We start from the raw sequence: 12,385 nt of genomic DNA, 5'->3' as shown, positions 1-12,385 counted from the left end.
GCTCTCTGCGCGCGGATGCGGCCCCGTGCCGGGCGTAAGAGCCTTGCGGCTCAGACCCCCTTGGCGCGGGGCGCGCATCCGGTGGCCGGCGGCGTGAAGCACAGGGTCAGGGCGCCGTCGCGCCGCTCCAGCTCCGGCTTCTGGGTGTGCACGGTGCGCTTCTTGGTGAGGAAGCCGATCGCGGACTGGGAGCGGGCCAGGGACTCCAGGATGCACAGCACCCCCGGGGTGATCAGCTGCTGCACCGTCAGCCCGCGGGTCTTCTCCTGGCCGATCTCCTCGCCCAGGGCGGTGGAATCCAGATCAGCGACCAGCTGGGCGGCGGTGACCCACCGGCCCCACACCCCGCGGGATTCCAGCAGCCGCGGCTTCTGCCCCACGGGCACGACGGCGGCGAAGTAGTGCGTGTCGTAGCGACGATGGCTGAAGTTGGGGCTCTGCCAGCGGCCGATGGGCTTGAGCAGGTCGGTGCGCAGCTTCAGGCCGCCGCGTTTGAGCCAGTCCACGAAGTCCAGCTCGCGCCCGGTGATCCGCTCCCGGCAGGCCATGGTCTCGCTGGCCTCGGAGTTCTCCACGGTCGCGGTCTCATCCGGTCCGGCCAGCAGCACCCCGACCTCCTGGAAGGTCTCCCGGATCGCGGCCACGACGGCGCAGCGGGCGGGGAGGATCTCCTCGTGCCCGAACTTCTGCGCCCACTGCGTCGGGGTGGGGCCGAACCAGCCGACCGGCTGCTCGTCGGCGGCCGTGGCCGCCCCACCGGGGAAGCCGACCTTGCCCAGCGGCGAGTCCGGGGAGGTGCGGTAGGTGAGGAAGGCCTCCAGACCGTCCGCACCCTCCCGGATCAGCACCACGCATCCGGCGGTGCGCAGGGGGCAGCAGGCCGCGTCGGTCTGCTCCTCCAGCCATGTCTTAGCCGCCGCCGACTCCCGCTCGGACAGGCGCAGGTGGCGCGGGGTGCGCTCCTGCTCCTCGGGGGTGCCGGTCCGGGCGATCACCCGGGGGCTGCGGGTCAGCACATCAGTCGCGGACTTCAACGATCAGTTCCACTTCCACGGGGGCGTCCAGGGGCAGGACGGCCACGCCGACGGCGGAGCGCGCGTGCGCCCCGTCCTCACCGAAGGCCAGTCCGTACAGCTGCGAGGCGCCGTTGAGCACCCCGGCCTGACCCGTGAACTCCGGGGCGGAGCTCACGAATCCGGTGGCCTTCACAACGCGCACGACCCGATCCAGATTCCCGATCGCGGATTTCACCGCGGCCAGGGTGTTCAGCGCGGCTTGCTGGGCCAGCTCCTGGGCGGTCGCGGGATCCACGGTGCCGGGCTCGCCGGAGTCGGAGACCCGGCCGGCGGCCGGCAGCTTCCCGTCGCGCAGCGGCAGCTGCCCGGCGGTGAACACGAAGGATCCGCCGCGTCGGGCGGGAACGTAGGAGGCGACGGGCGCGGCGACCTCCGGCACGGTCAGTCCGTGCTCGGCCAGCCGGGCCTCGACGGCGGAGTCGGCGGCGGCCATCTCAGGCCTCCCTGCGGCGCTTGAAGTAGGCGATGGGGTTGCTCTGCTGCGGGGCGACCATGTTCCCCGCCGGGGCATCCCCCGCGGGGGCGGCGCCGGGCAGCACGGTGACCAGCTCCCAGCCGTCCTCACCCCAGGTGTCGAGGATCTGCTTGGTCGCGTGAATCATCAGGGGCACGGTGGCGTATTCCCATTTCTCCATGCGCCCCAGCGTAGCCGCGCGGGCCCGGGCGGGCCATTCCCCGCCGCAGGCCGGTCGACGACTCTCCGCGACGAGTCCCCGAGACCTGCCCCGGCTCTTCCAGGCGGCCGGGTGCGCTGCCCCACGTGCGACGGCGTCGGGACCCCGGGACGGCACAGGGTCTGCTTGTATGCTGTGCCCATGGCTTCATCCAAGAGATCCACCCGGCGTCGGGATCGCCGCGAGCGGCGCAGGCCCAGCGACCTCCTGCAGTTCATCGCGCTGAGCATCGTCGCGGGCTTCGTCACGGCCGGCCTGCTGATCCCGCCGGCCGCGGCCGCCGGGCTGACGGCCAACGCCTCGATCAACTGGTTCAAGGGCCTGCCGGATGACCTGCAGGAGGGGCCGCTGTCCCAGCCCTCCACGATCCTCGCCAGCGACGGCTCGGAGATCACCAAGTTCTTCTCCGAGAACCGCGACGAGGTGCCGCTGGATCAGATCTCCCAGCACATGATCGACGCGCAGCTGTCCATCGAGGACAACGACTTCTACGACCACGGCGGCGTGGACGGGATGGGCATCGCCCGCGCGATCCTGAACAACATCGTCAACCCGGGCAAGCGCCAGGGCGCCTCGACCATCACCCAGCAGTACGTGAACAACCTGCTGATCGACTCCGCGGTGCAGAACGGCGGGGACCCGACGGCCACGCTGGGCGCCAACAAGGGGATGATGGACAAGATCAAGGAGATGAAGCTGGCCATCTCCATGGAGCAGAACAAGTCCAAGGACCAGATCCTCAACGGGTACCTGAACATCGTCAACTACGGCGGCTCCAACTACGGGGTCCAGGCCGCGGCGAAGTACTACTGGGGGATCGACGCCAAGGATCTGAACATCCAGCAGTCCGCGACCCTGGCGGGCATGGTGCAGTCCCCGGTGCTCTACGACCCGGCGACCAACCCGGAATCCTCCAAGAAGCGACGCAACATCGTGCTGGGCACGATGCTGCGGGACAAGAAGATCACCGAGGACCAGTACGACAAAGCCATCGACTCGGGTCTGGACCTGGACATCCACCCCACCGATTCCGGGTGCACCGTGGCGAAGAAGGACTCGCAGTACTTCTGCTCCTACGTGCAGAACGCCATCGCCCTGGAGGAGTCCCTGGGCACGACCCCGGAGGAGCGGGCCGCGAAGCTCAACCGCGGCGGGCTGACCATCAAGACCACCCTGGATCCGAAGGCGCAGTCCAAGGCCCAGGATGCCGTGGAGGGCACCCAGCCCACGGACTCCAACCCGGACAACGTGAACACCTCGCTGGTCTCCGTGCAACCGGGCACGGGCAACATCCGCTCGATGGCCCAGAACTCGCACTACTCGAATGAGCAGGGCGCGGAGAACACCATCTACAACTACAACGCGGATGAGCTGATGGGCGGCACGCAGGGCTACGCCCCCGGGTCCACCTTCAAGCCGTTCACCCTGACCGAGTGGATCAAGGAGGGCAACGGCGTCAACGCCACGGTGGACGCCTCCCCGCTGAGCTACCCGGCCGGGACCCTGTGGCACACGCCGTGCTTGGACTCGAAGACGAGTCCGAACCCGGGCACCTCCGTCTGGTCTTTCCAGAACGCGACGCCGGGATACAACTGGGCCGGGCAGAGCGTGAACTTCGGCATCTACAACTCCATCAACTCCAACCTCTTCGCCACGGCCCGGTACCTGAACCTGTGCGCCATCGGCGATGTGGCCGGGGACCTGGGGGCTGTGAACGGGGTGACCGGGGATCACATGCACCCGGAGAAGGGCATCGCCCAGCTGATCGGCACCCAGCCGGTCCCGCCGCTGTTCATGGCCAACGCCTTCGCGACCTTCGCCTCGGAGGGCATGTACTGCAAGCCGCGCGCCATCGACTCCATCACGGACCGCAACGGCAAGGCCGTGGACGTTCCGGGCACCCAGTGCACCCGCAAACTGGACAAGGACGTGGCCCGCGGGGTGAGCTACGTGCTGAAGAACGTGCTGACCCAGGGCTCGGGCTACCAGCGCGGCATCGGCCTGGAGAACGCCTCCGCGGCCAAGACGGGGACCACGGATGACTCCACCCAGACCTGGATGGTGGGCTACACCTCCGGGCTGGCGACGGCCTCGTGGGTCGGCAACAACGACCTCGGCGGTCGCTCCCTGAACGGGCTGAGCATCGGCGGGCAGTCCAAGAGCTACGTGGACGGCGCGACCTTCGCCGGCGCCCAGTGGCAGTGGTACATGAACCAGGTCAAGAACGACTACGAGCACAAGACCTTCACGGACCCCTCCGCGAAGGTCATGGGCACGCAGATCGTCTCCAAGCTGCCCTGATGAGCTCGACGGCGCGCCCGGCGGCCTTCGGTCCCCTCGCTCCCCCGCACTCCTCCGTCCGCAAGCTGGTGCGCGGCGCGGGGATCGCGGCGGGGGCCGCGGCGGGACTGGGGGCCGCCGCGCTGCTGTACGGGCGGTTCGTGGAGCTGAACCGCTTCACGGTGCGCCGAGAGAGCCTGGCGGTGCTGCCGCCGGGTTCCCCGGACCTGCGGGTGCTGCACCTGTCGGATCTGCACATGATCCCGGGGCAGCGGCGGAAGATCGAGTTCGTGCGGTCCCTGACCGGGCTGGCCCCGGATCTGGTGGTGAGCACCGGGGACAACTTCTCCCACCCCGAAGCCCTGGACCCGCTGCTGGAGGCCCTGGACCCGCTGCTGGATCTGCCCGGGGTGTACGTGCCGGGGTCGAACTGCTACTTCGCCCCGCAGCTGAAGAACCCGGCCCGGTACCTGTGGAAGGACACCTCGGCGGAGTCCGCGGCCAAGGCGGCCGCGGCGGGCGGGCACCCGGCGAGCCTGGCCGAGGGCCAGGTCTCAGCCTCCGGCGGTGCCCGCCGGGTGCTGCCCTTCCGGCGGATGCACGAGCACTTCGACGCCCGCGGGTGGACAGGGCTGGTGAACCGCACGGATTCCCTGACCGTGCGCGGGATGCGCCTGGACTTCTCCGGGGTGGATGACCCGCACCTGGGCTACGACGAGCATCCCGGCTTCGCCCCGCAGGCCTACGCGCGGGACCCGCAGCGGCCTTCCCTGCGGGTGGGGGTGCTGCACGCCCCGTACCAGCGGTGCCTGGAGCGCTTCGCCGAGGACGGGGCCGAGGTAGTCTTCGCCGGGCACACCCACGGTGGGCAGATCTGCCTGCCGGGCGGGCGCGCGGTGGTCTCCAACTGCGACCTGGAGCCGGCCCGGGCCAAGGGCATCTCCTACCAGCGGGGGATCATGCCGGTGCAGGTCTCCGCGGGGCTGGGCACCTCCCGCTTCGCCCCGGTGCGCCTGTTCTGCCCGCCGGAGGCCGTCCTGGTGACCCTCACGGCCGCACGCGCTGAGCCGCCGTCCTCTCCCTCCTCGCAGCTGCCATGGCTCATGTCACAGGTGGGGATCCGCGGGCGTAGGGTGGAACGGTGCCTCTTCGCCTCCCGCTGACCCGCCGCTCTCCCGCCGATGAGCTGTTCGCCGAGTACCTGGCGCCCATGCGGGGCAGGCTGCGGGCCGGCATCGTCGTCGCGGTGCTGGGCGGGGCCATGGCCCTGGCCATCCCGCAGGCCCTGCGCTGGCTCGTGGACACCGTCCTGGCCCCCGGGGCCACCCCCGCCCGCGTGTGGGAGTCCGCCGGTGTCATCGCGGTGCTCGGGCTGGCCCAGGTGCTCTTCCAGTGGCTGCGCCGTCGCCTCCTGCTGGAGCCCTCCACCCGCCTGGAGATGGACATGCGGGAGCGGCTGTTCGACCACCTCCTGCGCCTGCCCGTCGGCTTCCACGACCGCTGGCCCTCCGGTCAGCTGCTCTCCCGCTCCATGTCCGACCTCGGGCTGTGCCGACGCTGGGTGGCCTTCGGCATCAGCCAGACCGGGCAGACCAGCACCATGGTCGTCTTCGGCCTGCTGCTCATGGTCGCGAACTCCTGGCGGCTCGCCCTGATCTACCTGATCGCCGTCGGCCCGGTGCTCTGGGTCATCGTGCGCACCCTGCCCCGCACCCGCGAGCTGACCCGCGCCACCCAGCAGCAGGCCGGGGACCTGGCCACCGACGTCGAGGAGTCCGTGCACGGGATCCGGGTGCTCAAGGCCCTGGGTCGCGGGGAGCACGCCCTGGGGGACTTCTCCGAGAAGGCCGCCGGGCTGCGCGACACCGAGGTGACCCGCAGCCGCGTCTTCTCCGGGCTGAGTGCCCGGATCTGGCTGATCCCGGAGATCGTGATGGCCGCATGCCTGCTGATCGCCGGGTTCCTGGTGGCCGCGGGCGCCCTCAGCACCGGGGCGGTGGTCGCGTTCTTCGCCACCGCGGTGCTCGTCTCCACGCGGCTGCGCGACGCCGGGATGCTGCTGAACATGTACCAGTCCGCCCTGGTCGCCCGGGAGCGTCACCATCAGATCATCGCCCAGACCGGCACCGAGGCCGTGCCGATCACCGGGGCCACCCACCCGGTCCGACCCCGCGGCGCCGGGACCGGCTCCGTCGGGGCGGGCTCCCCCGGAGACGAGCCCTCCGGGGCGGATTCCGCGGGGGCGGAGTCCTCCGGGGCCGCGGTGAGCCTGGAGGGGGTCGGCTTCTCCTACCCGGACGAGGCCGGGGCGGAGGCGCCCGTGCTGCGCGGGGTGGATCTGCGGCTGCGCCCCGGGGAGACCGTCGCCCTGGTCGGGGCCACCGGCTCCGGCAAATCCACACTGCTGATGCTGCTGCCGCGGCTGTACGAGGCCGACGCCGGGCGGATCCTGCTGGACGGGCGGGACGCGGCCGAGCTGTCCCTGGACGAGCTGCGCGGGCAGATCGCCGTCGCCTTCGAGGAGCCGACCCTGTTCTCCGCCTCGGTGCGTCAGAACGTGCTCATGGGGGTCCCGGACGTCGTCGGACCCGATGGCCAGCCCGTGCCCGATGAGCTGCTGGACGCGGACCAGGCGGCCCGGCGGGAGCAGATCCTGACCACCGCGCTGCGGGCGGCGGCCGCGGAGTTCGCGTGGGAGCTGCCCGACGGGGTGGACACCCAGATCGGGGAGGAGGGGCTGAGCCTGTCCGGCGGGCAGCGTCAGCGCCTGGCCCTGGCCCGCGCGATCGCCGCCGATCCCCGGCTGATGCTGCTGGATGATCCGCTCTCCGCGCTGGACACCCGCACCGAGGCCGCCGTCGTGGACAACCTGCGTCGGGTGCTCACCGGGACCACGACCCTGCTCACCGCGCACCGACCCTCCACCGTGGCGCTGGCGGATCGGGTGGCCCTGCTGCGCGACGGGCGGATCGCGGCGGTGGGCACGCACCGCGAGCTGCTGGCCCTGCCCGAGTACCGGTACGTGATGAGCGCGGAGGAGGCCACCCGTGGCTGAGCGGACGACATCGCCGGTGGGTGTGGCCGGTGAGGACGCGGTGCGCCTGGATGCGCGCCAGCGCCGGGCGGTGCGCCGGCGCAGCTTCCGGCTGCTGGCCTCGATGCTGCGCCCGGTGGCCTGGCCCGCGCTGGGCACCCTGCTGCTGGTGGTCATCGCGGACGGGCTGGGGTCGCTGGGCCCGGCGATCACCGGCTGGGGGATCGACGTCGGCTTCCCGCAGCTGCAGGCCGGGAACCCGTGGCCGCTGATGTGGCTGACGCTGGCCTTCGCCGGGTCGGTGGGGATCTCCGCGCTGACGATCTACCTGAACGTGCTGATCACCGCGAGGATCTCCCAGCGGGTGCTCTACGACCTGCGCCGACGCACCTTCCGGCACGTGCAGCGGCTGAGCCTGGAGTTCCACGAGAAGTACACCTCCGGGCGGGTGATCTCGCGGCTGACCTCGGACCTGGAGGCGATGCGGGAGTTCCTGGATTCGGGGCTGTCCGCGATGGCCTCCTCGCTGATGTCCATGGTCATGATGAGCGTGCTGGTGGTGCTGCTGGATTGGCGCACGGCCCTGGTGATCCTGGTGGCGATGGTGCCGATGGTCGCGCTGACCCTGTGGTTCCGCCGCGCCTCGGAGGTGCGCTACCGGGCGCAGCGGGTGGCCTCGGCCCGGCTGGTGAGCCGCTTCACCGAGACGATGACGGGCATCCGCGCGGTGATGGCCTTCCGGAATCAGCCGCGGGTGCGCCGGGAGTACCTGGAGCAGGCCGACGACTACCGCGTGCAGAATCTGCGCTCCGTGCAGATCTTCGGGCTGTACATGCCGGGGGTCATGCTGATCGCCAACATGACGGTGGCGGTGGTGCTGCTGTTCGGCGGGTTCAACGTGCTGCACGGGACCCTGGCGGTGGGGACCCTGCTGTCCCTGGTGCTGTACACGCAGCGGATCTTCATGCCGATCATGGAGCTGTCCAACTTCTACAACACCCTGCAGTCCGCGGCTTCGGCCCTGGAGAAGGTCTCGGGGCTGCTGGAGGAGCAGCCCAGCGTGGCCGAGCCGAGCGACCCGCTGCCGCCCGGAGGCGGAGCCGGAGGCCGGGGCGCGGCGTCGGCGGCCGGAGGCCGGGGTGCTGCGGTTTCGGGGGCTGACCGCCGGGACGCGGCGGTGTCCGAGGCTGCCTCATCCCGGGGTGCCCTGCGCTTCGACGGCGTGGAGTTCAGCTACTCCCCCGACGCCGAGCGGCCGACCCTGGAGCGGCTGGACCTGGTGATCCCGGCGGGGCAGAAGGTCGCCCTGGTGGGGCGCACCGGTGCCGGGAAGTCCACGGTGGCCAAGCTCGTGGCCCGGTTCTACGACCCCACCCGCGGGACGATCACCCTGGACGGGGTGGATCTGCGCCGGCTGCGCGATGAGGACCTGCGCGGGCAGATCGTCATGGTCACGCAGGAGGCATTCCTGTTCTCGGGCACGGTGGCGCAGAACATCGCCCTGGGCCGCCCCGGCGCGACGCGGGCGGAGATCGAGGAGGCGGCCCGCGCGGTGGGGGCCGACGAGTTCATCCGGGCCCTGCCGGAGGGGTACGACACGGACCTGCAGCAGCGGGGCGGGCGAGTCTCGGCGGGCCAGCGGCAGCTGCTCTCCTTCGCCCGGGCCTTCCTGGCGGATCCGGCGGTGCTGATCCTGGACGAGGCCACGGCCTCCCTGGATCTGCCCTCGGAGCGCCAGGTGCAGCGGGGCCTGGACCGGCTGCTGGGCGGACGCACGGCCCTGGTGATCGCGCACCGACTCTCCACGATCCTGGACGCGGACCGCGTGCTGGTGGTCGACGCCGGCCGAGTGATCGAGGACGGCTCCCCGACCGAGCTGATCGCCGCCGGCGGCACCTTCGCCCGCATGAACGCGGCCTGGGAGGAATCCCAGAGCTGAATCCCCCTACCGCGCCGCGCGCAAGCACACCGCGCCGACCACGCAGCCTGCCCCGCCCGGCGCAAGCACACCGCCCCGCCCCGTCCGAACACACCGCCCCATCCGCCCGGTCCATCCCGACCCGCCACTGAATCTTCAGTCCGCACCATCTGACACTGGTGATCGGCAAAACCTGAATATTCAGTCAACGTCCCCACGACTGAAGATTCAACTCGAACCATCGGCAGTGATGCTCAGCGAAAGCTGAATATTCAGGAAGCGCAGCCTGGGTTGAATATTCAGCTTTTCCCAACACTCTTGACCCCATGGCACGGCCTGAATATTCAGGCTCCGCGGTGGGCAACGATCCCCATTCGCGCCGTCATCCACAGTTCGCCGGCCACCCCTCCGCACAGCACCACCCACTGTCTGCCGAGATCATCCACCCCCTCCCCAGATCATCTACCTCCCAGATCCACTGGCCGTGAAGCTGAACGATCACTGAATATTCAGGCCTCATCATCAGGGCTGATGGTCGACAAAAGCTGAATATTCAGGCCACATCGTGAGCACAGGTGATCCCTGAATAATGGATATTCAGATAACGCCCCCACAACTGAAGATTCAGCACGGACCATCGGCAGTGGTGCTCGGGGAAAGCTGAATATTCAGGAAACGCGGCCGGAGCTGAATATTCAGCTTTTCCCAACACCCATGGGTCCAGGGCGCGGCCTGAATCTTCAGCCCATGCACGTCACGTGGGCCCGTGGACCTCTGCTCGATCCCCGACTCCCACCCCCGTGGGCCATCCTGCCCTCCAAGTTATCCACAGGGAGCCGCCGCGGTCTGGGCACGTGGCAGATGATGCGCCAGACTCCTCGCATGGACCACAGCCACGACCTCGACCCCATGACCGACCCCCGCACGCATACCAACACCGCGATGGACACCCACACACACGCCGGCGTCGAGAACGGCATCGGCGCGGATGACGGCATCGAGTATGACGACCTCGAGGCTCCCGAGATGGAGGATCTGCTCGATCAGGACGACCTCTTCGACTACGAGGATCCGCTGGATGCCCGGGAAGACTTCACCCGGAGGCCCCCACCGGATGAGCTCGCACCCGCGGAGCAGCAGGCCTGGACGCTGTGGCTGCGAGCGCACGCGCTGCTCGAGGCGCGCTTCACCCAGGCGTGTGCCGGCAGCGCGGGCATCTCCCTGCCGGAGGCCACCGTCCTGCTGCTGGTGGGCCAGTATCGAGGTCGTCGCCGCCGGGCCCAGATCGTGGAGATCACCGGATGGTCCGAATCCCGCACCAGCCACCTGCTGCGGCGGATGGAGCGGGCCGATCTGGTGGTCACGGTGCGCGACTGGTGCGGGACGATGGTCGAACTCACCCGTCACGGCTGGGAGGTCCACCACCAGGTGCGGCCAGAGCACAGCGAGGTCCTGCGCTCCTCGCTGCTGTGGCCCATCGAGCGCAGCGGCCACCGGCTGACCCCGGCACTGGCGGCGATCGTGGACCGCCTGGACCCCGTCTACCCCTCCGAGTGGTGAGCGGGACAGGACCGGGTTTGCCGGGGCGCGGAGGGTTCGCTATCCTGGAGAGGTTGCTTGACGGCCTCGAAGGCTTCGAGCGGCAGACCACGGGATGTGGCGCAGGTTGGTAGCGCGCGTCGTTCGGGACGACGAGGTCGCAGGTTCAAATCCTGTCATCCCGACCATTGAGAAGGCCCCGGCATCGCAACGCGATGCCGGGGCCTTCGCCACGTCCGACGGTCGACCGGCGGATCAGCCGCGCTCGGCCCGGGCCTGACGCTGGTCCCGCACCCCGACGAGCCCGGCCAGCACCACGATCACCGCGATCAGGCCGAAGCCCACCGCCACCGCCATGTTCCAGTCCGTGCGGGCCAGCACCGAGAACGCCACACCGGTGATCGCAGCGATCCCGATGGAGGTGCCCACCCGCTGCCCGGTCTGCAGCACCCCGCCGGCCGCCCCGGCGTAGCGCACCGGGACGTCCGCGAGCGTCAGCGTCTGGTTGGGGCTGACCACCAGGCCCTGCCCCACTCCCACGAACACCATGGTGCCCAGCAGGAACCACTCGCTGAGCCCCACGCTCTCCCGCAGCACCACGACGCCGATGCTCAGCAGGATCCCGGTCAGCACCAGGCCGATCCCCCACAGCACCATCGGGCGCCCCACCTGCATGACCTTCCGCCCCGCCAGCGGCGCGGTGATCGCGCTGGCCAGGGCCGAGGGCAGGCCGATGAACCCGGCCGCGAGCGCGGTGTGGCCCATCCCCTCCTGCATGTACAGGGCGATCAGCACCCACACGCTGGTCATCCCCACGAAGTACAGGGCGATCAGCAGGGAGCCGTTGGCGAAGGAGCGGGTGCGGAACAGCCCCATGTCCACCATCGGCTCACCACCCCGGGCGGAGTAGCGCCGCTCCCAGCGCACCCACGCGACCAGCAGCGCCGCCGCCACCGGCAGCGCGATCCACACCCACGCCCCGGCCGAGGACTCCACGAAGGGCAGCATGACCAGGAAGATCGCCACGCCGAACAGTCCCAGCCCCACCGGGTCCAGATCCACCCGACGACGCCCGGAGGCACCGGCCCCGCCGGCCCCGTTGCGGCGCACCACGGGCAGGGATGAGGTCGACGTCGAGTGCTCCTCGGGCACCGGCTCCCACGCCGAGGCCGGCAGGAACGGCTTGGCCGCGATCAGCGCGACCAGGCAGATCGGCACGTTGACCAGCAGGGAGGCCCGCCACCCGGCGCCCGCGCCGAGCACGCTGATCAGCAGCCCGCCCAGCACCGGCCCGATCGCGACGGAGACCCCCACGATCCCGCCGAAGATCCCGAAGGCCCGGCCGCGCTGGGTCCCGGAGAAGTACTGCTGCATCAGCCCGATCACCTGCGGGTTCAGCAGCCCCGACCCCAGGCCCATGACCACCCGCGCCAGGTTCAGCACCAGCGGGGTCGGGGCCAGCCCCGCCACCAGGGACCCCGCGCCGAACAGCACGACCCCGGCGATGAACAGCTTCGCCCGCCCGAACACGTCCCCGGCCCGGCCCGCGGCCACCAGCACGACGCCGAAGGCCAGGGCGTACCCGGAGAGCACCCACTGCAGCGCGGAGCTGCTCGCCCCGATGTCGGCCTGCACGGACGGCAGGATCACGTTGACAATCGAGACGCTGAGCAGGGACATGAACAGCGGCACCAGGGTCAGGGTGAGCAGGCGCCGCTGGGTCGGGTCGAAGGCGGTGTCGCCGGTGCGGGTTTCGCTGGGCATGGAACTCCTGTCGTGCGGGGCGGGGATTCGGGCAGACTGGTGGATGGAACCACGCCGGGCCCGCTTTTCTTCCGGGGCCGCCTCCCGCGGCCCGCGGGCG

Annotated in this window: 9 protein-coding genes and 1 tRNA gene; 6 read left to right on the top strand and 4 right to left on the bottom strand. The window is 70.5% G+C overall.

Annotated elements, in window-relative coordinates; genetic code table 11:
• Positions 1 to 50: 50 nt before the first annotated feature.
• The 3 genes from NQ707_RS06555 to NQ707_RS06545 are packed head-to-tail and all read right to left on the bottom strand — an operon-like array spanning position 51 to position 1,711.
• A complete protein-coding gene (locus NQ707_RS06555; RefSeq protein WP_129357717.1) occupies positions 51 to 1,034 on the bottom strand; it encodes an NUDIX hydrolase in 984 nt (327 codons plus the stop codon).
• Positions 1,018 to 1,509: a RidA family protein gene (locus NQ707_RS06550; protein ID WP_058731152.1), complete on the bottom strand. Its 492-nt coding sequence runs from the start codon at positions 1,507 to 1,509 to the stop codon at positions 1,018 to 1,020. Before NQ707_RS06550 ends, NQ707_RS06555 begins: the two co-directional genes overlap by 17 nt.
• 1 nt (position 1,510) lies before the next feature.
• On the bottom strand, positions 1,511 to 1,711 hold the full coding sequence (locus NQ707_RS06545; protein WP_058731151.1) for a hypothetical protein: 201 nt from the start codon (positions 1,709 to 1,711) through the stop codon (positions 1,511 to 1,513).
• A 180-nt stretch (positions 1,712 to 1,891) separates the two neighbouring features.
• Between NQ707_RS06545 and NQ707_RS06540 the strand changes: the two genes are divergently transcribed.
• The 6 genes from NQ707_RS06540 to NQ707_RS06515 all read left to right on the top strand — a co-directional run bounded on the left by NQ707_RS06540 (position 1,892) and on the right by NQ707_RS06515 (position 10,709).
• On the top strand, positions 1,892 to 4,051 hold the full coding sequence (locus NQ707_RS06540; RefSeq protein WP_224800036.1) for a transglycosylase domain-containing protein: 2,160 nt from the start codon (positions 1,892 to 1,894) through the stop codon (positions 4,049 to 4,051).
• Positions 4,051 to 5,193: a metallophosphoesterase gene (locus NQ707_RS06535; RefSeq protein WP_404435159.1), complete on the top strand. Its 1,143-nt coding sequence runs from the start codon at positions 4,051 to 4,053 to the stop codon at positions 5,191 to 5,193. The genes NQ707_RS06540 and NQ707_RS06535 overlap by 1 nt, the downstream gene beginning before the upstream one ends.
• Positions 5,172 to 7,085, top strand: a complete 1,914-nt coding sequence (locus NQ707_RS06530) for an ABC transporter ATP-binding protein (protein WP_404435157.1) — start codon at positions 5,172 to 5,174, stop codon at positions 7,083 to 7,085. The genes NQ707_RS06535 and NQ707_RS06530 overlap by 22 nt, the downstream gene beginning before the upstream one ends.
• The gene (locus NQ707_RS06525) at positions 7,078 to 9,003 is read left to right on the top strand and encodes an ABC transporter ATP-binding protein (protein WP_404435155.1); all 1,926 of its coding nucleotides are present in this window, start codon (positions 7,078 to 7,080) and stop codon (positions 9,001 to 9,003) included. Before NQ707_RS06530 ends, NQ707_RS06525 begins: the two co-directional genes overlap by 8 nt.
• A gap of 861 nt (positions 9,004 to 9,864) precedes the next feature.
• On the top strand, positions 9,865 to 10,542 hold the full coding sequence (locus tag NQ707_RS06520; protein ID WP_058731544.1) for a MarR family winged helix-turn-helix transcriptional regulator: 678 nt from the start codon (positions 9,865 to 9,867) through the stop codon (positions 10,540 to 10,542).
• A 90-nt stretch (positions 10,543 to 10,632) separates the two neighbouring features.
• A tRNA-Pro gene (locus NQ707_RS06515) sits at positions 10,633 to 10,709 on the top strand.
• A 67-nt stretch (positions 10,710 to 10,776) separates the two neighbouring features.
• Here the strand turns inward: NQ707_RS06515 and NQ707_RS06510 are convergent.
• The gene (locus NQ707_RS06510) at positions 10,777 to 12,285 is read right to left on the bottom strand and encodes an MFS transporter (protein WP_224800033.1); all 1,509 of its coding nucleotides are present in this window, start codon (positions 12,283 to 12,285) and stop codon (positions 10,777 to 10,779) included.
• Between the last annotated feature and the right edge of the window lie 100 nt (positions 12,286 to 12,385).

The organism is Rothia sp. BD8, from assembly GCF_044878465.1.
GTDB classification, from domain to species: domain Bacteria; phylum Actinomycetota; class Actinomycetes; order Actinomycetales; family Micrococcaceae; genus Rothia; species Rothia kristinae.
Note: the sequence above shows the minus strand (reverse complement) of the source record. Positions and strands in the feature narration are given on the sequence as shown.

Coding starts and splice junctions, on each gene's coding strand:
- NQ707_RS06510 (WP_224800033.1), bottom strand. CDS start 12,285: ATGCCCAGCGAAACCCGCACCGGCGACACCGCCTTCGACCCGACCCAG.
- NQ707_RS06520 (WP_058731544.1), top strand. CDS start 9,865: ATGGACCACAGCCACGACCTCGACCCCATGACCGACCCCCGCACGCAT.
- NQ707_RS06545 (WP_058731151.1), bottom strand. CDS start 1,711: ATGGAGAAATGGGAATACGCCACCGTGCCCCTGATGATTCACGCGACC.
- NQ707_RS06550 (WP_058731152.1), bottom strand. CDS start 1,509: ATGGCCGCCGCCGACTCCGCCGTCGAGGCCCGGCTGGCCGAGCACGGA.
- NQ707_RS06540 (WP_224800036.1), top strand. CDS start 1,892: ATGGCTTCATCCAAGAGATCCACCCGGCGTCGGGATCGCCGCGAGCGG.
- NQ707_RS06535 (WP_404435159.1), top strand. CDS start 4,051: ATGAGCTCGACGGCGCGCCCGGCGGCCTTCGGTCCCCTCGCTCCCCCG.